Source organism: Streptomyces sp. NBC_00090 (assembly GCF_045160815.1).
Taxonomy (GTDB): domain Bacteria; phylum Actinomycetota; class Actinomycetes; order Streptomycetales; family Streptomycetaceae; genus Streptomyces.
In genome coordinates, this window is record NZ_CP108224.1 from 4,211,509 (window position 1) to 4,233,570 (window position 22,062).

General features: G+C 72.3%; 21 protein-coding genes. 9 read left to right on the forward strand and 12 right to left on the reverse strand.

Going from position 1 to position 22,062, the window contains the following annotated elements; all coding sequences use genetic code 11:
• Positions 1–16 precede the first annotated feature (16 nt).
• Entirely contained in the window at positions 17–457 is a 441-nt protein-coding gene (locus OG361_RS18665; RefSeq protein WP_405854980.1) for a hypothetical protein, read from the reverse strand.
• 157 nt (positions 458–614) lie between these two features.
• On the opposite strand from OG361_RS18665, the gene OG361_RS18670 reads away from it, so the two are divergent.
• Together OG361_RS18670 and OG361_RS18675 are read left to right on the forward strand one after the other, a co-directional pair.
• Positions 615–1,451 carry a helix-turn-helix transcriptional regulator gene (locus OG361_RS18670; RefSeq protein WP_405854982.1) on the forward strand — a complete coding sequence of 279 codons (837 nt, stop codon included), beginning with the start codon at positions 615–617 and terminating at the stop codon, positions 1,449–1,451.
• Positions 1,448–1,684: a DUF397 domain-containing protein gene (locus OG361_RS18675; protein ID WP_405854984.1), complete on the forward strand. Its 237-nt coding sequence runs from the start codon at positions 1,448–1,450 to the stop codon at positions 1,682–1,684. The genes OG361_RS18670 and OG361_RS18675 overlap by 4 nt, the downstream gene beginning before the upstream one ends.
• Here OG361_RS18675 and OG361_RS18680 read toward each other — a convergent pair whose 3' ends face one another.
• From OG361_RS18680 to OG361_RS18695, 4 genes are all read right to left on the reverse strand, one after another.
• Positions 1,685–2,596, reverse strand: coding sequence for a glycoside hydrolase family 19 protein (locus OG361_RS18680; RefSeq protein ID WP_405854986.1), 912 nt, complete (start codon positions 2,594–2,596; stop codon positions 1,685–1,687). It lies immediately after the preceding gene.
• A 187-nt stretch (positions 2,597–2,783) separates the two neighbouring features.
• Positions 2,784–3,641 (reverse strand): FG-GAP repeat domain-containing protein, encoded by an 858-nt coding sequence (locus OG361_RS18685; RefSeq protein WP_405854988.1) that lies wholly within the window; start codon positions 3,639–3,641, stop codon positions 2,784–2,786.
• A gap of 159 nt (positions 3,642–3,800) precedes the next feature.
• Positions 3,801–4,025, reverse strand: coding sequence for a hypothetical protein (locus OG361_RS18690; protein WP_405854990.1), 225 nt, complete (start codon positions 4,023–4,025; stop codon positions 3,801–3,803).
• Between the two features lie 136 nt (positions 4,026–4,161).
• Positions 4,162–5,097: an NADP-dependent oxidoreductase gene (locus OG361_RS18695; protein WP_405854992.1), complete on the reverse strand. Its 936-nt coding sequence runs from the start codon at positions 5,095–5,097 to the stop codon at positions 4,162–4,164.
• Between the two features lie 231 nt (positions 5,098–5,328).
• On the opposite strand from OG361_RS18695, the gene OG361_RS18700 reads away from it, so the two are divergent.
• A complete protein-coding gene (locus OG361_RS18700; RefSeq protein ID WP_405854995.1) occupies positions 5,329–6,906 on the forward strand; it encodes a substrate-binding domain-containing protein in 1,578 nt (525 codons plus the stop codon).
• A 44-nt stretch (positions 6,907–6,950) separates the two neighbouring features.
• Entirely contained in the window at positions 6,951–8,894 is a 1,944-nt protein-coding gene (locus OG361_RS18705; protein WP_405854997.1) for a serine/threonine-protein kinase, read from the forward strand.
• Between the two features lie 20 nt (positions 8,895–8,914).
• On the opposite strand, the gene OG361_RS18710 is transcribed toward OG361_RS18705, so the two are convergent.
• Complete coding sequence (locus OG361_RS18710) at positions 8,915–9,280, reverse strand: hypothetical protein (protein WP_405854999.1); 366 nt, start codon at positions 9,278–9,280, stop codon at positions 8,915–8,917.
• A 77-nt stretch (positions 9,281–9,357) separates the two neighbouring features.
• On the reverse strand, positions 9,358–10,272 hold the full coding sequence (locus OG361_RS18715; RefSeq protein WP_405855001.1) for a LysR family transcriptional regulator: 915 nt from the start codon (positions 10,270–10,272) through the stop codon (positions 9,358–9,360).
• 184 nt (positions 10,273–10,456) lie between these two features.
• On the opposite strand from OG361_RS18715, the gene OG361_RS18720 reads away from it, so the two are divergent.
• Positions 10,457–11,287, forward strand: coding sequence for an oxidoreductase (locus OG361_RS18720; protein WP_405855003.1), 831 nt, complete (start codon positions 10,457–10,459; stop codon positions 11,285–11,287).
• 106 nt (positions 11,288–11,393) lie between these two features.
• On the opposite strand, the gene OG361_RS18725 is transcribed toward OG361_RS18720, so the two are convergent.
• On the reverse strand, positions 11,394–12,677 hold the full coding sequence (locus OG361_RS18725; RefSeq protein ID WP_384560414.1) for an adenylosuccinate synthase: 1,284 nt from the start codon (positions 12,675–12,677) through the stop codon (positions 11,394–11,396).
• A gap of 142 nt (positions 12,678–12,819) precedes the next feature.
• Between OG361_RS18725 and OG361_RS18730 the strand changes: the two genes are divergently transcribed.
• Both OG361_RS18730 and OG361_RS18735 read left to right on the forward strand, forming a co-directional pair.
• Positions 12,820–13,647, forward strand: coding sequence for a diacylglycerol kinase (locus tag OG361_RS18730; protein WP_405855005.1), 828 nt, complete (start codon positions 12,820–12,822; stop codon positions 13,645–13,647).
• A 38-nt stretch (positions 13,648–13,685) separates the two neighbouring features.
• Complete coding sequence (locus tag OG361_RS18735) at positions 13,686–15,425, forward strand: hypothetical protein (RefSeq protein ID WP_405855007.1); 1,740 nt, start codon at positions 13,686–13,688, stop codon at positions 15,423–15,425.
• Here OG361_RS18735 and OG361_RS18740 read toward each other — a convergent pair.
• A complete protein-coding gene (locus tag OG361_RS18740; protein WP_405855009.1) occupies positions 15,395–15,979 on the reverse strand; it encodes a GbsR/MarR family transcriptional regulator in 585 nt (194 codons plus the stop codon). The genes OG361_RS18735 and OG361_RS18740 overlap by 31 nt on opposite strands.
• A 93-nt stretch (positions 15,980–16,072) precedes the next feature.
• Between OG361_RS18740 and OG361_RS18745 the strand changes: the two genes are divergently transcribed.
• A complete protein-coding gene (locus OG361_RS18745; RefSeq protein ID WP_405855011.1) occupies positions 16,073–16,972 on the forward strand; it encodes an ATP-binding cassette domain-containing protein in 900 nt (299 codons plus the stop codon).
• Positions 16,969–18,543: an ABC transporter permease gene (locus tag OG361_RS18750; RefSeq protein WP_405855013.1), complete on the forward strand. Its 1,575-nt coding sequence runs from the start codon at positions 16,969–16,971 to the stop codon at positions 18,541–18,543. The genes OG361_RS18745 and OG361_RS18750 overlap by 4 nt, the downstream gene beginning before the upstream one ends.
• 186 nt (positions 18,544–18,729) lie before the next feature.
• Here OG361_RS18750 and OG361_RS18755 read toward each other — a convergent pair whose 3' ends face one another.
• The 3 genes from OG361_RS18755 to OG361_RS18765 are packed head-to-tail and all read right to left on the reverse strand — an operon-like array spanning position 18,730 to position 21,992.
• The gene (locus OG361_RS18755; protein ID WP_405855015.1) at positions 18,730–19,932 is read right to left on the reverse strand and encodes a cytochrome P450; all 1,203 of its coding nucleotides are present in this window, start codon (positions 19,930–19,932) and stop codon (positions 18,730–18,732) included.
• A gap of 27 nt (positions 19,933–19,959) precedes the next feature.
• Complete coding sequence (locus tag OG361_RS18760; RefSeq protein ID WP_405855017.1) at positions 19,960–20,625, reverse strand: response regulator; 666 nt, start codon at positions 20,623–20,625, stop codon at positions 19,960–19,962.
• Entirely contained in the window at positions 20,622–21,992 is a 1,371-nt protein-coding gene (locus OG361_RS18765; RefSeq protein ID WP_405855019.1) for a sensor histidine kinase, read from the reverse strand. The genes OG361_RS18760 and OG361_RS18765 overlap by 4 nt, the downstream gene beginning before the upstream one ends.
• Positions 21,993–22,062 lie beyond the last annotated feature (70 nt).

A 22,062-nucleotide genomic window follows, 5' to 3' on the forward strand; every position in this document is an offset into this window, starting at 1 on the left:
CACCGACAATAAAATTTCACTGATCCCGAGCGGTCGTGTACGCGTACGGGTCGGCGAAGAGCTCGGTCACGGCGCTCCGCAGAAGCAGCGTGTGGACGAACCGGTCGGGCCCGGTCGGCGGGAACCGCCACGCGAGCGGCCAGGTCCGCCCCGTCAACGCGGGCACGGGTACGTAACTCACATGGGCGGGAACCGCGTTGAACCGGGTCACCCCGCGCGGCCACGACCGGTGCGCCGTCGACCCGGGCGCCACGAGGAAGTAGACCCCGCGCCTCCCGTTCGCCTCGATGACGACGGGGCCGGGGTCGCCGCCGGTGAGCGCCTCTATCCAGTCGGCGAGCCGCCGCCCCTCGTCACCGTCCACCCGAACGGCGTCGAATTGCACCCCGGCCTTACGGAGTTGGAATCCGGAAACTGGAATCCAATCCGCGTTTACTTCCCGATTCTCGTCATTCACGAGGACATGTTCCCGCGCCGAGGCTAGCGTTTTCCACGACTGCGGAGGGCGCGTCGGCAACCCCTTGACCTGCACCAACGCACCTTGTGGGCAGTCGAATTCGGCGGGGAGCAGTTGAGACCGGTTGAGACCGGTTGAGTCCGAATGGGGATCGCGAATGGCGCGAGCGGAGAACAAGGAATCGGCAGGACCTGCGGCGCGGATGGTCGCGGGCCTGGCAAAGAAAATGCGACTGCGGAAGGGGCTCACTCAGGAGCAGTTGGGGGCGCAGATGGGGTACACCGGCGCAGCCATCAGCGCGATGGAGACGCTTTCACAACCGGTGAGCGACGACATGCTGGTGCAGTTGGAGCGGGTGTTGGGCGAAGGGACCGGGGTCTTCGAGGCGATGCGGGAGCTGGTACGCCTGGAAAGGCTCCCGGAGCAGTTCCGGGAGTACGCCCCGATCGAACAGAAGGCTCTGGGGCTCCAGCTGTACGCGACGCCCAACGTGCACGGCCTCTTCCAGACGGAGGCGTACGCGCGGGCGCAGATGGCGGGCGGGTACCCGACGCCCACCGAGGACCGGGTCCAGGAGCTCGTCACGGCGCGGATCGCCCGTAAGGCGATCTTCGACAAGGAGCCGATGCGGCTCATCGAACTCATCCTGGACGAATCGGCGTTGCTGCGGAAGTTCGGCAGCGAGGCGATCATGCGGGAGCAGTACCGCCACCTGATCGACTGCGCGCAGCGCAAGAACGTCACCATTCAAGTCCTGCGCCTGGACGTCGGCCTGAGCGGCGAGAACGCGGGCGCGCGCGGTGAGCTGAACGTGGTCGAGACGGACGAGCACACCCGGCTCGTCTATCTGGAGGTCCAGGACGAGAGCGTGCTGGTCAGCGACCCGGCAAAGGTGAGTACGTACGCACAGCGTTATGCGAAGATCCGGGCACAGGCCCTGGACCCTCGCTACTCACTGGGCCTCATCGAGCGGCTGGCGGGAGAGGGAACATGAGCAAGACCCTGCACTGGTTCAAGTCCAGCTACAGCAGCGACAGCGGTGGCAACTGCGTCGAGGTCGCCTTCGACTGGCATAAGTCCTCGTACAGCGACAGCGGCGGCGGTGACTGCGTAGAGGTCGCCACCTGCCCCCACGCCGTCCACCTCCGCGACTCGAAGCAGAGCGACGGGCCCACGTTCACCGTGGAGCCCGCCGCCTGGACCGCGTTCGTTGCCTGGCAGGACTGACTAGCAGTACAGGTTCGCCCCTGCGGGCACACCCAGGATCTGGGTGAACTGCTGGTACTTGGTGACCCGGCTCTGGACCTGGGCCGGGTTGCCGCCGTTGCACTCCAGGCTGCCGTTGATCGCCCAGATGGTCTGGCCGAAGCCGGCGCCGTTGACCATGGCGTTGTGGGCGGTCATCGTGCCGGGGCCGTTCTGGGTGTTCCAGTACCAGAGGCCGGTCATCATGGCGACGGCCGGATCCTGCTCGACGCGCCACGGGTTGTTCAGCAGGTCGATACCGAGGGCGTCACCGGCGGCCTTGTAGTTGAAGTTCCAGGAGAGCTGGATGGGGCCGCGGCCGTAGTAGGCGGCCTGACCGGCGGGGCAGCCGTAGGGCTGGTTGGAGTCGCAGTAGTGCGGGTAGTTGGCCGTGTTCTGCTCGACGATGTGGACGAGGCCGCCCGTCTCGTGGGAGACGTTCGCGAGGAAGGCCGCGGCCTCCTGCTTCTTCACCGTGTCGCTGCCGGTGTTGGCGAAGCCGGGGTACGACTTGAGGGCGGCGGTGAGGCCCGCGTACGTGTAGAAGGGGTTCCGGCTCGGGAACATCTGGTTGAACTGGGCCTCGGAGACCACGAATCCGCCGGTCGGCGGCGGGGTGGTGGGCGGGGTGGTGGGCCCGCTGCCACAGGCGCCCTGGTCGGCCCAGACGCCCCACTCGCCGGTCGTGCCGGGAGTCTCGTTCTGGGTCCACCACTTGGCCGACCAGTTGTGGCCGTTGTGCGAGGCCGTCATCCCGCCCGTATAGACGCTGGAGGAGTTCCATGCGGCCGCGCAGGCGGCGGCCGCACCGGCGGAGGCGGCGGGGAGGAGAAGGACGGCGAGTCCGACGGCCGTACAGAGCGCGGCCATCACGGTGACCAACTTACGCAGCATGCGTACTTCCTTCCGGGTGGGGCCGGGTGGGGCCGGATGGGGAAGCACAGCGAAGCGTGATTGGTCTGGACCTGTCAAGGTCTAGACCAGAACTTGTGACGGTTGGGGTTCCGGTTGCATACAAAGCGGCCCCGGGCTCGGAGATCCGAGGCCCGGGGCCGACGCGAGGCGAGTAACGCCCCTCCTGCTACAGCAGGTTGAAGCCCTGGTAGCCGTAACCGATCTTGACCGCCGGCCTGAACGGGTACGAGGCGTTGCCCGTGCCGGTGTACCGGTACAGGTCACCGTTCGACTTGCGGGCGAGCAGGTCCACCTTGCCGTCGAGCTCGATGTCACCGATCGACACCAGTCGGTCGTACGTGTTCCAGCCGGAGCCGATCTTCGTGCGGCCGGTGAAGGGGGCCTTGTAGTCCCCCGTGCCCTTGTAGAGCCACAGGACACCCGTCGTGTCACGGGCGACGATGTCCGCCTTGCCGTCGCCGGTCAGGTCACCCTGGCCGGCGATCTGGCTGTACGTGTTCCAGCCGCCACCGACCCGCACGCGCGGGGTGAGGCGACCGTCCGGGTAGGACAGGTAGCTCCACAGCACACCCGCCTTGTCGACGGCGATGAGGTCACCCTCCTTGGCCCCGCCGATGCTGCCGGGCGAGAGGACCGTGGTGTAGATGTTCCAGCCCCTGCCGACGTTGTTCGCGTCGAGGTCGTCGCCGGCGATCGAGAAGAAGTCGAGCGTCCCGTCCTTGTAGAGGGTCCACTCGGCCTCGCCGTAGCCGTCGTTGTCGTTGTCGGTGGCGATCACATCGGCGACCTGCGACATGTCGGCGTACATGCGCATGCCTTCGAGGCCACCCTCGAAGTCGGGGTACCACTCGTGCAGTTCGCGGGTCTGCTTGTTGACTCCGTACAGCGAGAAGCTGGGCGTCTCGTACGCCGCGGCACCGGCACCGGCGGCGGAGGCCGTGCCGGCCACGGTCGCCGTCGCGACAGCGACGGCGGTGGCGACGAGCGCGCCCCTGAGCGCACGACGACGTCGAATGATGTTCATCGAAAATCCCCCCTGGGATACTGCGGCGGCGCACATGACACACCGCCGCTCTCTCGAATCCTGCCACAGCCGTTCGAAAGCTTTGGGCCACAAAAACGGCTCCGGGGCGGCGGCTTGCCGCCCCGGAGCCGAACGGGGGGAGAGAGACGCGGACAGGCCCTAGAGGGGCAGGGCCGAGGTGACGTCGCCGAGCGCGGCGGGGTTCGCGGCGTCCGTGACAGCGCCCAGGGGGGAGTCGGGCTGGCTGGCGGCACCGGTGACGGGGCCGAGCAGGCCGGTCGCGCCCGCCAGAGGGTCGCCGGCCGCGGCGGCGGCCCCCGCACCGAGACCGATGGCGGAGGCGGCGAGGGCGAGGGCGGTGAGGACGCGCTGGGAAGAGTTCATGCCCCAGTAACGATCCCCCACGCCCCAGGTACCGGCGCGGTCCTCATCCGCCCCTCGGACCCTCCCCCCCCAAGGGCCCCGGTCGATCAGACTCGGATCACACTCGGATCGGACTCGGATCACACTCGGATCGGACTCAGATCATCAGGACGATGCGGCCCGGGCGGTGGCCCGCCTCCGCCCGGCGGTGGGCCTCGGCGGCCTCCTCCAGGGGCAGGACGTCCGCCATCCGGGTGGCGAGCTCCCGCGAGTCGATCTTCTCCAGCATCCCCTTGAGGCGTGCGCTGTCCGGGTGGCCCACGACCACCCGGACGGTGATGTCCCGCTCCGCGATCGGCACCCGCTCCCCGGAGGCCGAGACGAAGGCGCCGCCGTCCTTCACGGCGGGCAGCAGCGAGTCGCCGATCAGGGCGGCGTCGAAGACGCCGTCGACCCGCTCGGGGGCGAAGCCCAGCACCCCGGTGATCACTTCCTCCGGCGCGCCGCGCGGGATGACCACCTCGGCGCCGAGGAGGTGCACGTCGGACTCGTCCCCGGCGACGGCGGCCACCCGGTAGCCGGCGGCCGAGGCGTGCTGGACCGCGAACCGGCCGAGTACGCCTCCCGCGCCGGTGATCAGTACCGAGGCGCCCGCGGGGAGATCGAGGAGATCGATGGCCTGCGCGGCGGTCAGCGAGGACAGCGGCACCGAGGCCGCCGTGGTGAAGTCCACGTCGTCCGGGATCGGGGCCAGCCAGGTGGGATCCGCGCGGATCACCTCCGCGTACGTGCCCTCACCCGTACCCTCCGCCACCCAGGGCACGAAGCCCGCCACCCGGGTGCCCTCGGGGAGGCCGGGGGCCGGGTCGAGGAGCCGGCCGGCGAAGTCGTATCCGAGGACGAACGGCGGGGCGAGATCGCCGAGACCGGCGGCGAACCGTCCGGAGCGGATCTTCAGATCCGCCTGGTTCACGGCGGCGGCCTTGAGCCGCACGCGCACCCTTCCCGGGACGTCCCCGGCCTCCGGCTCGGGCCGGCGGGCCATTCTGAGGACCTCGGGTCCGCCGTAGGCGGTCACTTCGACGACACGCATGGGGTACTCCTCAGACGGAAGGCCCCCTCGTCGCCATTACACCCACGCGCGAGACCCCCGGGCAACCTCTGTTGACCCGCCCGCGAGCCCCCGAGCGGGGCCCGGGGGGAGGGTTCGCCCGGAGCCCGGGCGGGAGCCTGCCCCCGAGCCCGGCTGGCGGAAGGGAGAACTCCGGGTGACGGGGGCGAACGCACCCCACGGAACCGCACACACGTGCGTACCGTCGCGCGGGTGGACTGGCTTACCGCTGAGAACCTCATCGCCGTGGTCACCGCGCTCCTCGGCGTCCTCGTCTCGACCGGGGCCGTCTGGTACGAGCGGCGGGTGCCTCACCAGCGGCGGATCGGCTACCGCGTCCAGCTGGACACGGCCATCGGGAACGTCACGGCGAACGGGGCCGGGGTCGTGGCCGGGGCGGTGACCGGACCCGGCGCGGCCGTGCGGCGCGGTTTCTTCAACACGAGCCCGGACCTGGCGGACGCCACCCTCGTCCTGCTCCGGATCGAGAACGACGGCGCCCTGTCGATCGGGGCCGAGCACTACACCGACGGTGACGACCACGGACTCACGGTCGAGTTCCCGGGGCGGCGGGTGAAGGCGGTCGTCGTGACCGCGCCCGACCACCCCCGGCTGCTCAGCCACTTCCCCGACAGCTGGCAGGGCCCGGCCGAGGGCGCCGCCACCCTGCTGCTGCCCAAGGTCCCGCTCAACCGCGGCGCCCACTACAAGCTGCTGGTCCTGCTCGCCGGCGGCCCGATCGGCAGCCCGGTCTCGGTCGACGGGAACATCGCCGAGGGCCACGTCCACGTCAACCACAGCACGACCCCCGACGACAAGCCGCCCGTCTTCAGCCGGGCCGCGCGGACCGTCACCGTCGTCCTCACCGTCTGTGTGGTCGCGCTCGCCGCGATCATCGTCAGGGAGCGGACGCCGCCGCCTATCGGCTGCGCCACGGGCACGCTCACCGTCACCGGCTCGACGGCCTTCGCGCCGGTCGCGCGGGAGCTCGCGAAGAAGTACGAGAAGGACTGCCCCGGCTCCACGGTGCACGTGGACGCGCACGGCTCGACCGCCGGGATACGGGAGCTGGCCGCGGCCGGGGCGGGTGCCGGGGCAGGGGCGAAAGCCGCCAAGGGCTCCCCCGCCGTCGTCGCCCTCTCCGACGGACGGAAGCCGGGCGGCTACCCGCAGCTGCGGGAGAGCATGGTCGCCGTCTCCCTCTTCTCCCTCGTCCTCAACGACGGGATACCCCTCGACGACCTCACCCTGGACCAGGTCCGCCGCATCTACCGGGGCGAGATCACCAACTGGGGGCAGCTGGTGCCCGGCGTCGACCAGCCGGTCCTGCTGATCAGCAGGGACGCCAACTCCGGCACCCGGGAGGTCTTCCAGCGCCGGGTCCTCGGCCGCAACGAGCTGGCCAACTCCTCCCTGAACTGCGAGACCCTCGACGACCCCGCGTCGAAGGTGATCCGCTGCGAGCTCGACTCCACCGAGCAGGTCCTGTCGACGGTCGCCCGGCTCCCGGGCGCCATCGGCTACACCGAACTCCGCAGCGGCAGCGGCCTGAAAGGGCTGCACCGGGTGGCCGTCGACGGGCGCCGGCCGGTCGTCGAGGAGATCGGCGAGTCGAGCTACCCGTACCGGGAGATCGAGTACGCCTACACCTGGGGCCGGCCGCCGGCCGACTCCCTGACCTCAAGTTTCCTCGCCTACCTGATCCGGGGCAGCGGCCAGGACGTCATCCTCACCCACGGGCATCTGCCCTGCTCCACCCCCAAGGGGCTGCGGATCTGTGGGGACGGCTGACGTCTGTGGGGACGGCCGACGCGCGGTCTGGCATGCTCGTCGCCGTGGAGCCATTGAACGCGGAAGACCCGGTCAGCATCGGTCCGTTCCGTCTGATCGGCCGTCTCGGGGTCGGTGGGATGGGCCGGGTGTTCCTGGCGCGCTCGGCCGGCGGACGGACGGTCGCCGTGAAGGTGGTGCACGCGGAACTGGCCGCCCAGGACGAGTTCCGGCGCCGGTTCGCCCGGGAGGTCGCCGCCCTGGAGCGGGTCGGCGGCACGGGCACGGCGCCCGTGCTCGGCTCGGACACCACCGCCGGCGCCCCGTGGGTGGCCATCGGCTACGTACCGGGCCCCTCGCTGCGGACCGTGGTCGGCGACGAGTTCGGACCGCTGCCGCCCGAGACCGTACGGGCGCTGGCCTCCGGTCTCGCCCGCGCCCTCGTCCACATCCACGACGCCGGACTCGTCCACCGCGACCTCAAGCCGTCCAACGTGCTGCTGACCGTCGACGGGCCCCGGCTCATCGACTTCGGCATCGCCCGCGCCGTCGACACCGTCGCCGACGGCGGCGGACTGACCAGCACCGGCGCGGTCGTCGGCTCGCCCGGCTTCATGTCGCCCGAGCAGGTCCGCGGCGACCGCCTCACCCCGGCATCGGACGTCTTCTGCCTCGGCTCCGTCCTCGCCTACGCGGCGACCGGCCGCTCCCCCTTCGGGACGGCGGACAGCGGGGTCCACGCGACCATGTTCCGCATCGCGCACGACGAGCCCGACCTGACGGACCTCGCGCCCGAGCTCTCCGGCCTCATCCGGGCCTGCCTCGCCAAGGACCCGGAAGGGCGCCCGGCGGCGACCGAGATCGTCGAGACCCTCACGGTCGCCGACCCCTGGCTCCCGGCGGACGTCCTCGCCCGGCTCGGCCGCCACGCAGCCCGCCTCCTGGAGGCGGAGGCCGGGACGGAGATCGGGATCGGGGCCGGTGCGGGAGCGGGGCGCGGTCCGGGCGCAGGCCCAGGAGCAGGGTCGGGCGCGCTCGGCGCCGGCGACCCGACCCCCGCCACTCCCCTGCCGCCGACCGCCCGCACCCCGGCCCGGCCCGGGAAGCGCCGGACGGCCCTCGTCGTCGCCCTGGCGACCCTCGCGGTGGCTGCCGCGGCCACCGCCACGTACACCTTCTGGCCCAACCCGGGCGTCGGCGGCGACGAGCAGAAGAACCGCGCCGCGGGCCGGACCGGCGACGTCTCCGCCCGGCCCGCCGGGATCGTCCCGGCCGGCTTCCTCGGCGCCTGGGAGGGCGTGCTCCAGGGTTCGGCCGACCATCCCCGGGAGACCACCCGGATCGAGATCACCCAGGGCGCGGCCGGCTCCAAGAACGCCGTCTACGTCCAGGTCTCCGAGAGCCGGATGTGCATGGGCCGCTCGCGGCTCGTCTCGGCCGACGAGGACAAGGTCGTATACGGCGAGTCCGACGTCACGACCAGCGTGCCCGCCCAGCGGTGCACCCCCGCCGCCCACCAGACCCTCACCCTGCGCTCCCCCGACGTCCTGGAGTGGACCTCGGGCGCCGCGAAGGCCACCTTCCGCAAGGCGCCCACCGGCACCGCCGTCGTCCCCGCCCGCTTCCTCGGCCGCTGGCGGAGCAGGCCCGCCCCGGAGATCTACGGCGACCAGGACGACCGCTTCACCACGGAGGTGAACGTCTCCCAGGGGCCGATCGGCACCGTGCTGGTCCGCTTCAGCGACGTCTTCCCGCGCGTGAACGACGCGGGCGAGGTCACCTCGGACGTGGTCAGCTGCGGCTCCTCGGCCGTCCTCGCGGGCGTCGGCGACCTCCTCGTCATCGGCCCGCAGGTCAAGGACGCGAGCAGCACGCACTCCGACTGCCCCGAGAACGGCTCCGGCTACCTGGTCATCGACCGGTGGGAGGGCAAGGACCGACTCCTCGTCTTCCCGATGATCGACGCGGAGCCCGGCGAGTTCCTGCGGCTCCCGGGGGCGGGTGGCTAGGGGGTTGTCCGGCGGGGTGCCTAGCCGAGCACCCGCCAGCCGCCGAGGAGCACCAGGATCGGGTGGACCGCCGTCACGACGGGCACGCCGATCTTCCCGACCGCCTCGGCGACCCCGCCGACCCGCTCCAGGGCGGTGCGCCGTGCCTCCGGCTCCGCGTCCGCGCCGAGGTTCGGCAGGGCACGCTCGACGGTCCGCGCGATCACGGGCGGCAGCTGGTCACGCAGCCGTTCCAGGAGCGGGAGCAGCTCCGCGATGGCCCGGTCGAGTTCGGAGTCGCGGGCGGCGGCCCGGGCCGGAGCGGCGTAATTGATGATCATGAAAAGCTCGTCCCTGCCGCCGTGCGCTGCGACCACGGGGCGCTCGTTGCCGTCGTTGCCGTTCATGCTTCCCCCCTGGGGTCGATCGGCGCTCGAGTGAAGACCCATTAAGGCGCCCGACACGCGCTTGTAACAAGCCAGGTTCAGGACTCCACAGGTCCTAGTTCGGCCGCCGCGCGGGCGTAACCCCGCACCAGGGGGCGGGAGTCGTCCGCCCGCCAGGCGAGAACGAGGTGGCTGGGGGTGACCCCGCGGACCGGGCGGGCGACGACTCCCTCGCGGGCGAGCAGGGGGACGTTCCCGGCCGCGACCAGGCAGATTCCGAGGCCGCCGACGAGCGCCTCGTACGTCTCGTCCGTGCCGGCGATCCGGCCGCCGATGACCGGCGGGCGCCCGCCCCGGCAGTCCAGGGCCAGCCAGTGGTCGCGGAGTTCGGGGGCGGTGTCCGGCAGCGCGAGGAAGGGCTCGTCGAGGAGGTCGGCGAAGTCCAGGCTCTCGCGCGCGGCCAGCGGGTGGGCCGCCGGGAGCGCGACGAGCCGGGGTTCGGCGGCCACGACGACCCAGCGGAACCGGTCCGCGCCGGCCAGCGGCAGCCAGACGAAGGCGACGTCGCTGGTGCCGTCGGCGAGGCCCGCCGTCGGGTCCTCCCAGGCGACCTGGCGCAGCGCGATCCGGGCCTCCGGGTGGGCCGCGGTGAAGCGGGAGCGGATCGCGGGCAGCAGCCCGCCCCGCCCGGGGCTGGTGCTCATGCCGACGACCAGGGTGCCGTCCGCGGCCTCCCGCGCCCGCCGCACCGCCTCCCGGCCCTCCTCCCAGGCGGCGAGCGCGGCGCGGGCGTGCGGCAGCAGGGCCGTACCGACCGGGGTGAGGGCGACGCCCCGCCGGTCGCGGTCGAAGAGGGGTGCGCCGAGCTGCCGCTCCAGGGCCCGTATCTGTTTGCTGAGCGCGGGCTGGGAGACGTACAGCTTCTCGGCGGCGCGGGTGAAGTGGAGCTCCTCGGCGACCGCGAGGAAGTACCTCAGGTCGCGGCCGTGGACATCGGCGGTCGTCATGCCCATGGGTTATCACGGCAGGTCTTGGACGGCCAAAGGCCGTGCGGCACAAGCTTGTTGTGTCACCGCGGGAGAGCGGCGGGAGACGCACCACGAGAGACACGCGACCGGAGGCGCACGTCGAGAGACACACGAAGCACCACACGACGAGCGCCACACGACGAGAGTCACACGACGAGGGAGTACGGACATGAGCAAGGTCTGGCTGATCACGGGCGCCAACAGCGGCTTCGGACGCGCCTTCACCGAGGCCGCGGTCGCCGCCGGCGACGTCGTGGTCGCCGCCGCCCGCCGCCCGGAGACCCTGGACGACCTGGTCGCCGCCCACCCCGACCAGGTGGACCCGGTCGCCCTGGACGTGACCGACACGGCGGCGGTCGACCGGGTCGTCGCGGAGATCGCCGAGCGGCACGGCCGCATCGACGTCCTCGTCAACAACGCGGGCCGCACCCACGTCGGCTCGGTCGAGGAGACCGCCGACGCCGAGCTCCGCTCCCTCTTCGACCTGCACGTCTTCGGCCCGGCCGCCCTCACCCGGGCCGTCCTGCCGCACATGCGGGCCCGCCGCTCGGGCGCGATCGTGCAGCTCAGCAGCGTCGGGGGCCAGGCGTCCATGGCCGGCTTCGGCGCCTACAGCGCGACGAAGTTCGCCCTGGAGGGCATGTCGGAGGCGCTGGCGGCGGAGGTCCGCCCGCTCGGCATCGACGTCCTGATCGTGGAGCCGGGCGCCTTCCGCACGAGCCTCTTCGGCAACCACAGCCTGAGCGGGGACGGCGTCGCCGACTACGCGGACACGGTGGGGGCGACCCGCGCGTTCGTGGAGACGGGCGGCGGCAGGCAGGCCGGCGACCCGGCGAAGGCCGCGGCGGCGGTGCTGGCCGCCCTGGACGCCGACGAGACCCCGCTGCGGCTCGCCCTCGGCGACGACTCGATCGACACGATCCTGGGGCACCTGGACCTGGTCCGGGCGGACCTGACCGCGTGGGAGAAGGTGGGCCGGGACACCAAACTGGACCAGTAGGAACGCGGAGGGCCCGCACCCCGGGGTACGGGGTGCGGGCCCTTCGTCGTGCGTGTTACCAGTCGTGCGTGTTCCCGGTCGTGCGTGTTCCCGGTCGTGCGTGTTCCTACAGGAACGAGTTGATCTCGATCGTCTCGGTGCGGCCGGGGCCGACGCCGATCGCGGAGATCGGGGCGCCCGACATCTCCTCCAGGGCCTTCACGTACGCCTGCGCGTTCTTCGGCAGGTCGGCGAAGGTCTTGGCCTTGGTGATGTCCTCGGACCAGCCCGGCAGCATTTCGTAGATCGGCTTCGCGTGGTGGAAGTCGGTCTGCGAGTAGGGCAGCTCCTCGACGCGCTTGCCGTCGATCTCGTACGCGACGCAGACCGGGATCTGCTCCCAGCCGGTGAGCACGTCCAGCTTGGTGAGGAAGAAGTCGGTCAGGCCGTTGACGCGGGTGGCGTAGCGGGCGATGACCGCGTCGAACCAGCCGCAGCGACGGTCACGGCCGGTGGTGACACCGCGCTCGCCGCCGATGCGGCGCAGCGCCTCGCCGTCCGCGTCGAAGAGCTCGGTCGGGAACGGGCCGGCGCCGACACGGGTCGTGTACGCCTTGAGGATGCCGATGACCCGGCTGATCTTCGTCGGACCCACGCCGGCACCGGTGCAGGCGCCGCCCGCGGTCGGGTTCGAGGAGGTGACGAAGGGGTACGTGCCGTGGTCGACGTCGAGCAGGGTGCCCTGCCCGCCCTCGAAGAGCACGACCTTGTCGTCGTCGAGCGCCTTGTTGAGGATCAGCGTGGTGTCCGCGACGAACGGCTTGATCTGCTCCGCGTACTGGAGCATCTCCTCGACGATCTGGGCGGCGTCGATCGCGCGGCGGTTGTAGAGCTTGGCGAGCAGCTGGTTCTTGCCCTCCAGCGCCGCCTCGACCTTCTGGATGAGGATCGACTCGTCGTACAGGTCCTGGACCCGGATGCCGACGCGGTTGATCTTGTCGGCGTAGGTCGGACCGATGCCGCGACCGGTGGTACCGATCTTGCGCTTGCCGAGGAACCGTTCCGTCACCTTGTCGAGGGTGACGTTGTACGGAGTGATCAGGTGAGCATTACCGCTGATCAGGAGCTTCGACGTGTCGACGCCGCGCTCGTTCAGCCCGCTCAGCTCGGAGAGCAGGACCGCCGGGTCGACGACGACACCGTTTCCGATCACCGGGGTGCACCCCGGTGAGAGGATTCCGGAAGGGAGAAGATGCAGCGCGTACTTCTGGTCGCCTACGACGACGGTGTGGCCGGCGTTGTTGCCGCCCTGGTAACGCACTACATAGTCAACGGATCCACCGAGGAGGTCGGTGGCCTTTCCCTTGCCCTCGTCACCCCACTGAGCACCGAGCAGCACAAGTGCGGGCACAGGCGTACACCCCTTCCGGGTGGGGCATGTCCAAGGTCAGGGGCCGAGGCCGCCTCACCGGTGTGCCCCGGAATAGACGAAGCCCCTGGCGCAATAGCGCAAGGGGCTCTTGCACAAAGATGCTACCCGAGGAAGGACCGAGGTGTCGGATCACGACCAGCTGCTGGTCATCGTCGACCCGGTCGCCCGCCGAAGTGACGGCGAGTCCGTGCGGATCGCGAAGGATGTGCTGTCCGCCGGCGCGGAGGCGAAGATCTGCCTGCCGGACAGCCCGGAGGAATTCTCCCGGGCCCTGGCCAGGCGCGGATCCCGGCGCCCCGTGGTGCTCGGTGACGACCGCGCGCTGCTCCGTACGGTGACGCTGCTGCACCGCGAACGGGAGCTCGCCGAGGGGGCCGTCTCCCTCGTCCCGATCGGCGCGCCGGACGACCTGGAACTGGCACACGCGCTCGGCGTGCCGCGCTCCACCCCGGCGGCGGCGCGGGCGGTCCTCGACGGGCTGGTGCGGCGCCTGGACCTGCTGGTCGACGACAGCGACGGGGTCGTCCTCGGCGACCTCCTGGTGCCCGCCGGCCCCGGCCCGCACGCGGCCTCGCCGTCCGTCTGGGGCACCTGCCGCTCCCTGGTCCGCACCCTGGTCCGCCCGGCCCCGACGGCCCTCGCGGTCCGCACCCACCGGCTGCGGGTGGAGGCGGACGGGGTGCTGCTCGCCGACGTGGACAACCCGGTGGAGGGCGTCTCGGTCCGCTCGGTCGCCGGTACGGCGGAGGTCACGGTCCACCCCGCCGCCGCGATCCCGGCCCACCTCGCGCGGGCCCGCACCCTCACCGTCTCGGGCCCGGACTTCCGCTACCGCGCGGACGGCCGCGTCTCGGGCCCGGTCCGGCGGCGGACGTGGACGGCCCGGGCGGGGGCGTGGGGGCTGACGCTTCCCCGGGAGACGCTTCCCCGGGGGACGGCCGGGCTCTAGCCTCGCCCGTGGGGCTGGTGCGGCAAGGGGGGCTTGTGATGGCACGTGCGCTGGATCTGCGGGAGACGGCGGCGGCACTTGAGCGGTACGGGCGGAGAGCCGTCGAGCTGATGGTCATCGGGGCGGTTCTTCTCGCCCTGACCGTCGGCGTCGGACTGCTGCCCCGGGGTGAGTGGACGTCCGACGTGATCGCCTGGCTCGCGGGACTCACGCTGACGGCACTGATCTTCGCCATCGGCGCCCGGTCCATCGGGAAGCGGATGCGGCACGTGCTCGGCGCCGGGACGTGGTCGGCGCACGCCGCCGTGCCGGTGGCCCGTACATGGCACTCCGCGACCGTCATCCTCGCCTCCCCGGACACCGGTGAGCTCTGGCCCCTGACGGTGGTGGCGGTACGGCAGCGGTACGACCTCGTGCGGCCGGGGCCGGACGGGGTGCTGTGGTGGTGCGGGGACCCACGGCGGGGCGGCGTGATCGCGCCCCCCGGCGGCGGGGAGCTGATCTGGGCGAAGCCAGTACGGGGGCGGGCCGCGCGGCGCCGGATCGTGGCGCGGGCGGAGCGGGAGGGCCTGCTGAACCGTCCGGTGCCGAGGAGCCCGCAGTCGGCCTCCGCACCCGCCACGGTGGTGGAACGCCGGCGCCGGTGGGGCGTGTGGCGCTGGGTCGTCCTGGTCAGTGCCGTCGTCCTGGGCCTCGGCATCTACGGCGCGGAACGGTCGATGGACGACCCTCAGATCGACCTCACCATCCTGAGCAGGCAGGACGGCGACGACTGCACCGTCAGCTGGAAGGACCCCTTCGACGGGACCGCGCGGACCGGCCCGTACAAGTGCCACCCGGAGGAGGAGCACCTCGAGAACTGGGACACCGGCTTCGTCGTCTCGTACGGCCCTTGGAAGGGCGACCTGTACAACGCGGAGTGGGAGGGCACCCCCGTCGACAAGGTGATCGACGTGCTGGCCGGCCTCGGGGCGCTGGGGCTGCTCGTGGGACTCGTGGCCGGTGGGGTCGGCCGGTGGCGGCGGCGTCCGATCACGCCCGTCCCGGCCCCGCGTGACGCTCCCCGCGTGAGCCTCGCCAAGGTCGGTACCGAGCCCGTCCCGACGTACGCACTGCTCGCCGCCCACGCCGAGCGTCAGGCCGTCACGCAGACCGGCACCCACCGCCCGGAGGCGGACGTCCGTGAGGTGCCCTGGTGGCGCGTACGGGGGCTGCGCCGGGTCTCCGGGCTGAACGAGACGCTGACCTCGGCGGCCGGGTGCGCGGGCGTGGGCGCGCTGGCGGGCTTTGAGGAGGCCACGCCCATCTGGGCGTACATCCTCGGGGTTCTCGCGGTCGGCACGCTCCTGCGCTCCGGGTTCCAGCTGCTGACCATCGGCCGCCCCGCGGCCCGTCTGCTGGCCCGGGCCGCGACCGCCCCCGTACCCGTCGTCCGGCGGTACGCCATGCTGCACGACCCGTACGGCGGCGCTCCCGTCCTGGTCGTCTTCCCCACGCACGGCGGGCCGGACGACCGGCCCGAGGGCCTGCTGGTCCTCGCCTCGCCCGGGACGCCGAAGCGCCCCTGGCTCGGGCTGCCGTCGGCGCCCACCGGCTCCGTGGAGCTGCGCGGCTGGCTCGACCGGGCGGACAACGGCCTGCCGATCGTCGTCCCGTGGATCGAGGGGCGGCCGCTCTGGCCGGCGGAGCCGTACCGGGAGGCGGGCGGCTCGGAGTTCGCGGAGCAGTTGGAGCGGCTGGCGCCGCCTCAGGAGGAGGAAGAGGCCTCGCCGCTCTGACCCTCCTTGTGGGCCCGCCAGCGGTCCATGGTCCCCAGCATCTCCGTCTGGAGGAACGCGAAGAACTCGGCGGTCTCGGCGGTGCGCGTGCCCGCCGCCGTGTCCGCGCCGAGCGTCTCCGTGCCGTCCCGGAGGACCTTCTCCCAGCGGGTCAGGACCTGGTCGCGGCGGGTGAAGGTCTCGTACCAGAGCTCGTTGTGGAGGACGTACCGGTCGCGGCGGGTGCCCGGGTCGCGCTCGCGGCTGACCATGCTGACCTGGCTCAGGTAGCGGATGGCGCCGGAGACGGCCGCCGGGCTGATCCGGAGCTGTTCGGCGAGCTCGGCCGAGGTCATGGAGGCCGTCTCGGAGGCGAGGAGCGCCGCGAAGACCCGGGAGGCCATGCGCTGCATGCCGGCCTCCGTCAGCTCGGCGGCGAAGCGCTCCACGAAGCGGGAGACCGCGTCCTCGTCGCGGGGGACCGCGTCGCCGTCGCCGGAGACCACGCCCCGGTCGCCGGAGACCACGCCCCGGTCGCGGGAGACCGCGTCCTCGTTGCCCTCGGTGGTGGTCATGCCCGTCATCGTCTCCCTCGCTCGCCCCGACCCCTCGACTTTATACGCTTCCTTAACTTCACAAGTTTGTGAAAGTACCGTACGTTCAGAAGCATGACGAAGGCAATCAGCGTCGCCGGACTCCACAAGACCTTCGGGCGGACGCACGCGCTGGACGACCTCGACCTCACCGTCGAGACCGGTGAGGTCCACGGCTTCCTCGGCCCCAACGGCGCCGGGAAGTCCACCACCATCCGTGTCCTCCTCGGCCTGCTGCGCCCCGACTCCGGCGCCGCCACGGTCCTCGGCAGGGACCCCTGGAAGGACGCCGTCGAGCTGCACCGCCGCATCGCGTACGTCCCCGGCGACGTCACGCTCTGGCGCAACCTCTCCGGCGGCGAGGTCATCGACCTGTTCGGCCGGCTGCGCGGCGGCGGCCTCGACAGGGCCCGGCGCGCCGAGCTGATCGAGCGGTTCGAGCTCGACCCCACCAAGAAGGGCCGCACCTACTCCAAGGGCAACCGTCAGAAGGTCGCCCTGGTCGCCGCCTTCGCCTCCGACGTCGACCTGCTCGTCCTCGACGAGCCGACCAGCGGCCTCGACCCGCTGATGGAGGAGGTCTTCCAGAGCTGCGTCACCGAGGCGCGGGAGCGCGGCCGGACGGTGCTCCTCTCCTCGCACATCCTCAGCGAGGTCGAGACCCTCTGCGACCGGGTCAGCATCGTCCGCAAGGGCCGGACCGTCGAGACCGGTTCGCTCGCGGAGCTGCGCCACCTGACCCGTACCAGCGTCACCGCCGAACTCGCCGCGCCGCCCAACGGGCTCGCCCACCTCCCCGGCGTCCACGGCCTGTCCGTGCGGGGCCACCGGGTCGCGCTCCAGGTCGACACCGACAAGCTCGACGCCGTCCTGCGGTCCCTGACCGGGTCGGGCGTACGGAGCCTGACCAGCACCCCGCCCACCCTGGAGGAGCTCTTCCTCCGCCACTACGCAGAGGAAGCGGTCACGTCATGAGCGCCGTCCTCACCGGCACCGGGACCCTCACCCGGCTCGCCCTGCGCCGCGACCGGATCATGATCCCGGTCTGGGCCCTCGTCACCGGCGGCCTGGTCGCGAGCGGCGTCGGTTCCCTGGAGGGGCTGTACGGCACGGCCGCCGAACGCGCCGAGGTCGCCGCCTCCATGACCGCCAACAGCTCGATGCGCTCGCTCTACGGGCCGGTCTTCGGCGACTCCCTCGGCGGGCTCGTCGCCTGGCGGTTCGGCACCTTCGCCGCCGTCCTCGCCGCCGTGGCGAGCCTGATGGTCGTCATCCGGCACACCCGCGAGGAGGAGGAGACGGGCCGTCAGGAGATGCTCTCCGCCGGGGCGGTGGGCCGCCGGGCCCCCCTCACCTCCGCCCTCCTCGCCGCGCTCGCCCTCAATACCACCGTCGCCCTCATCGTCACGGCGGGCCTCGCCGGACAGGGCGCGGCCGGTGCCCTCGCCCTCGGTCTGGCCGTCGGCGGCACCGGCATGGTCTTCGCGGCCGTCGCCGCCGTCGCCGCCCAGCTGACGGAGAGCGCCCGCCTCGCCAGGGGCCTGACGGCGGCCGCCCTCGGCCTCGCCTTCGCCCTGCGGGCGGCGGGCGACGCCGGTACGCCCTCCGGGGGCTCCGCCCTGACCTGGCTCTCCCCCGTCGGCTGGGCCGAGAACGTCCGCGCCTTCGCCGGCGAGCGCTGGTGGGTGCTGCTCCTGATCCTCACGGCCGCGCTGCTCCTGACGGCGGTGGCGTACGTGCTGACCGGCCGCCGGGACGTCGGCGCGAGCTTCCTCGCGACCCGGCCCGGCCCGGCGGAGGGACGGCTGGCGTCGGCGGGGGCGCTCGCGTGGCGGCTCCAGCGCGGCTCGCTCCTCGGCTGGTCGCTCGGCTTCCTGCTCGGCGGGCTCGTCTTCGGCGGGATGGTCGAGGGCGCGGCCGACATCGTCGGAGACAACGAGCAGGCCCGCGAGATCTTCGAGCGGATGGGCGGGCAGAGCGGGCTGTCGAACGCCTTCCTCGCCACCATGGTCTCCCTCTTCGGGATGCTCGCGGCGCTGTTTGCGGTCGGGTCGGTGCTGCGGGCGCACGGCGAGGAGACCGCCGGCCGGGCCGAACCGCTCCTCGCGAACGCCCTCGGCCGGCTCCGCTGGGCCACGGGCCACCTGCTGATCGCCTTCGGCGGCTCCGCCCTGATCCTGGCCCTCGCCGGGCTGGGACTCGCCCTCTCCTACGGGCGGGACCTCGGCCCGGTCCTGGGCGCCTCGCTCGTCCAGCTCCCGGCGGTGTGGACCCTCGCCGGCCTCGCGGTCCTCCTCTGGGGCGCCGCCCCGAGGGCCGCGACCGCCGCGTGGGGCGCGGCCGGACTCTGCCTGGCCCTCGGCTGGATCGGCCCGGCGCTCGACCTGCCGCAGGCGGCCCTGGACCTCTCCCCCTTCGGCCACTTGCCGAAGCTCCCCGGCCAGGAGATGGCCTGGACCCCGGTCCTGGCCCTGACCGCCCTGGCGGCGGCCCTGGTCACGGCCGGCCTGGCAGGACTGCGCCGCCGCGACCTGACGACGAGCTGACCGCCGTACGGGCCTGACGACGAGCTGACCGCCGCACGAGGCCTGGCGACGAGCTGACCGCCGCACGAGGCCTGGCGACGAGCTGACCGCTGTACAAGGCCAGGACGAGGTGCCCGCCGGACGAGGCCCGGACGAGCCGACCGCCGTACGGGGCCCATCGGACGACCGGTGGGCCCCGTCCGTGTCTCACACCTCCACCAGCAGCTCCTCGAAGCCCCGGATCACGTACCCCGGCTTCCACACCGGCTCCGCCGCGAGCCGCAGGCCCGGTGCCTGGCGCAGCAACTCTCCGAAGACCGCCTCCAGTTCGAGGCGGGCGAGCGGGGCGCCGAGGCAGTAGTGGATGCCCGCGCCGAAGGTGATGTGCGGGTTGTCGGCGCGGGTGAGGTCGAGCTCGTCGGCCGTCGGGCCGAAGCGGGCCGGGTCGCGGTTGGCGGAGCCGAAGAGGAGGGCGACCTCGGAGCCGCGCGGGATGACCTGGCCGCCGACCTCGATGTCGTCGAGGACCCAGCGCTCGAACATCTGGAGCGGGGTGTCGTACCGCAGAAGTTCTTCCACAGCTGTGGACAACTTTTCGGGATCCGGACGGACGCCCTTCCGGAGGAGCGTCCACCAGCCGTTGACCGTGGTGTTCACGGTGGCCTCGTGGCCCGCGTTCAGGAGCAGCACACAGGTGGAGATCATCTCCTGCTCGGTGAGCTCCTCCACCCCGATGAGCGCCGAGATCAGGTCGTCCCCCGGGCTCTTCCGGCGCCGCGCGATCAGCTCCCGCAGGTAGTCCGAGAACTCGATCGAGGCCGCGACCGCCCGCCGGGCCGTCTCCTCCGAGGGGTTCAGCTCGAACATCCCGCAGATCGCCGCCGACCAGGGCCGCAGCCGCCCCCGCTCCTCGTCCTCCTCCGGGATGCCCAGCATCTCGGCGATCACCGCGACCGGGAGGGGTTCGGCGACCGAGGAGAGCAGGTCGCCGCCGCCCCGCGCGACCAGCTCCCCGACGAGCCCGGCGGCGAGCCGCCGCACCGTCGGCGCCAGGCTCTCCACCGTCCTCGGCGTGAACGCCTTCGACACGAGCCGCCGGATCCGGCTGTGGTCGGCCGCCTCCAGATCGAGCAGCCCGTGGTCGTTGAGCGTGTGGAAGGGCTCGTACGCGGCGGCCGGCGCCTCCCGCCCGAACTCCTCGTGGGTGAACCGGTGCGTGTACGTCCGGCCCAGCCGCCGGTCCCTCAGCAGCGCCGACACGTCCTCGTGGTGCGGGATCAGCCACTGCCGGGTGGGACCGTGCCAGTGCGCCCGGCCGGCGGCTCGCAGCCGGGCGTAGGCGGGGTACGGATCGGCGACGAACTCCGGGGACCAGGGGTCGTACTCAGCGTCAACGTCAACAGCGTCCATGACCGGACGCTACCCCCGAACAGGACCTCAGCCGCCGACGCGCACCAGGCCCGCCTCGTACGCGAAGACCGCCGCCTGCGTCCGGTCGCGCAGCCCCAGCTTCACCAGGATCCGGCTCACATGCGTCTTGATCGTGGACTCGGCGACGACGAGGTGCCCGGCGATCTCGACGTTCGACAGGCCCTGCGCGATCAGCACGAGCACCTCCGTCTCCCGCTCCGTCAGCTCCCCGATCCGCGCCATGGCCGGCGGGCGCGGGGAGCTGCCCGGCGCCTTCGCGAACTCGGTGATCAGCCGCTTGGTGACGGTCGGCGCGAGCAGCGCCTCGCCCGCCGCGACCACCCGCACGCCCTCCGCGAGCTGCCGGGCCGAGGCGTCCTTGAGCAGGAAGCCGGAGGCCCCGGCGCGCAGCGCCTGGTACACGTACTCGTCGAGGTCGAAGGTGGTCAGGACGAGGACCTTGGCGTCCGCGTCGGCGGCGACGATCTCCCTGGTGGCCTCGATGCCGTTCAGCTCCGGCATGCGGATGTCCATGAGGACGACGTCCGGGCGGAGGGCGGCGACCTGGGAGATCGCCTCCCGGCCGTTGACGGCCTCGCCCACGACCTCGATGTCGGGCATCGCGCCGAGCAGCACGGAGAAACCCTCGCGGACCATCATCTGGTCGTCGACGATCAGCACCTTGATGCTCATTCCCCGACCTCCTCACGGACCTCTTCCCGGGCCTCTTTACGGGCCTCTTCCCGGGCCTCTTCACGGCTCACGGGGATGAAGGCCGCCACCTCGTAGCCGCCTTCGGCGGTCACCTCGGCCGTCATCTCCCCGCCCAGCATCGCCACCCGCTCCCGCATGCCCGTGATCCCGTGCCCGGCCCCCGGCGAGGGCTTCACGAGACCGCGCGCGGGGCCGTTGGCGACGCGCAGACCGAGGCCGCCGAGGACGTACGAGACCTCGACCTTCGCCGCCGCGCCCGGCGCGTGCCGCAGCACGTTCGACAGGGCCTCCTGGACGATCCGGTACGCGGAGAGCTCCACGCCCTGCGGCAGCTCCCGCACCGCGCCGGTCACCGTCTTCTCGACGTCGAGCCCGGCCTCGGTGACGTTGCGGACCAGGGAGTCGAGGTCGCCGAGGGTCGGCTGCGGGGCGTCGGGGGCCTCGTAGTCCTCGGCGCGGACGACCCCGAGGATGCGGCGCAGCTCGGTGAGCGCGGCGACCGCGTTCTCGCGGATGGTGAGGAAGGCCTGCTCCAGCTCCGGCGGCGGGTTCTCGACCCGGTAGGGGGCGGCCTCCGCCTGGATGGCGACCACCGACATGTGGTGGGCGACGACGTCGTGGAGCTCGCGGGCGATGGTGGTGCGCTCCTCCAGGACGGTCCGCTTGGAGCGCTCCTCGGCGGTGACCGTCTTGTGGGCGGTGACCTCGCGGTCGGCCTGCCGACGGACCTGGATCATGGAGACGGTGAGCAGGGCGAGGGCCGCGACGAACAGCAGCGGGACCGAGTCGGAGCTGCGCCCCATGCCGAGGAACATCTCGGCGAAGAGGCAGTAGCCGGCCGTCACCAGCCACATCCACACGGCGGTACGGGGCCGGGTGCGGGCGGCGACCACGGCGAGGACCACCAGATGGGCCGCGAAGCAGGCCGGCGGCCAGGGCCAGCCGTCCCCGAAGCCGGCGCTGAACCCGATGAAGGGGGCCGCGCCGAGCGAGGCCCAGAAGGCGAGGACCGGCCGGACCAGGGTGAGCAGCACGATCGCGGCCGGCACGCAGGTGGCCACGAGCGCCGCCGCGCCGAAGGTGTAGTAGATCCGGTCGTACCCCAGGGCGAAGACGATCACGGAGCAGAACGCGACGAAGGCGTGCGGGAGCAACCCCGCGAAGACCCGTATCCGCTTCGGCAGGAAGCGGGTCGGCCCGCTCTCCACGTCCATGCGCGGCAGCGGGCGGTAGGCGAAGGCGTCGTGGAAGAGCTCTTGGCGCAGCCCGCCGAAGGCCACCTGCACCAGGTGGAGCTCGGGGCTGCGGCTCGTATCGGAGGTCCGTGTCTCGGTCACGCATGCCACGGTACGGGCGGCGGGGGACCCGGTCGTCCCGCTCGATGCGGATCCTTCCGGGTCCCCCTTGAGGACTAGA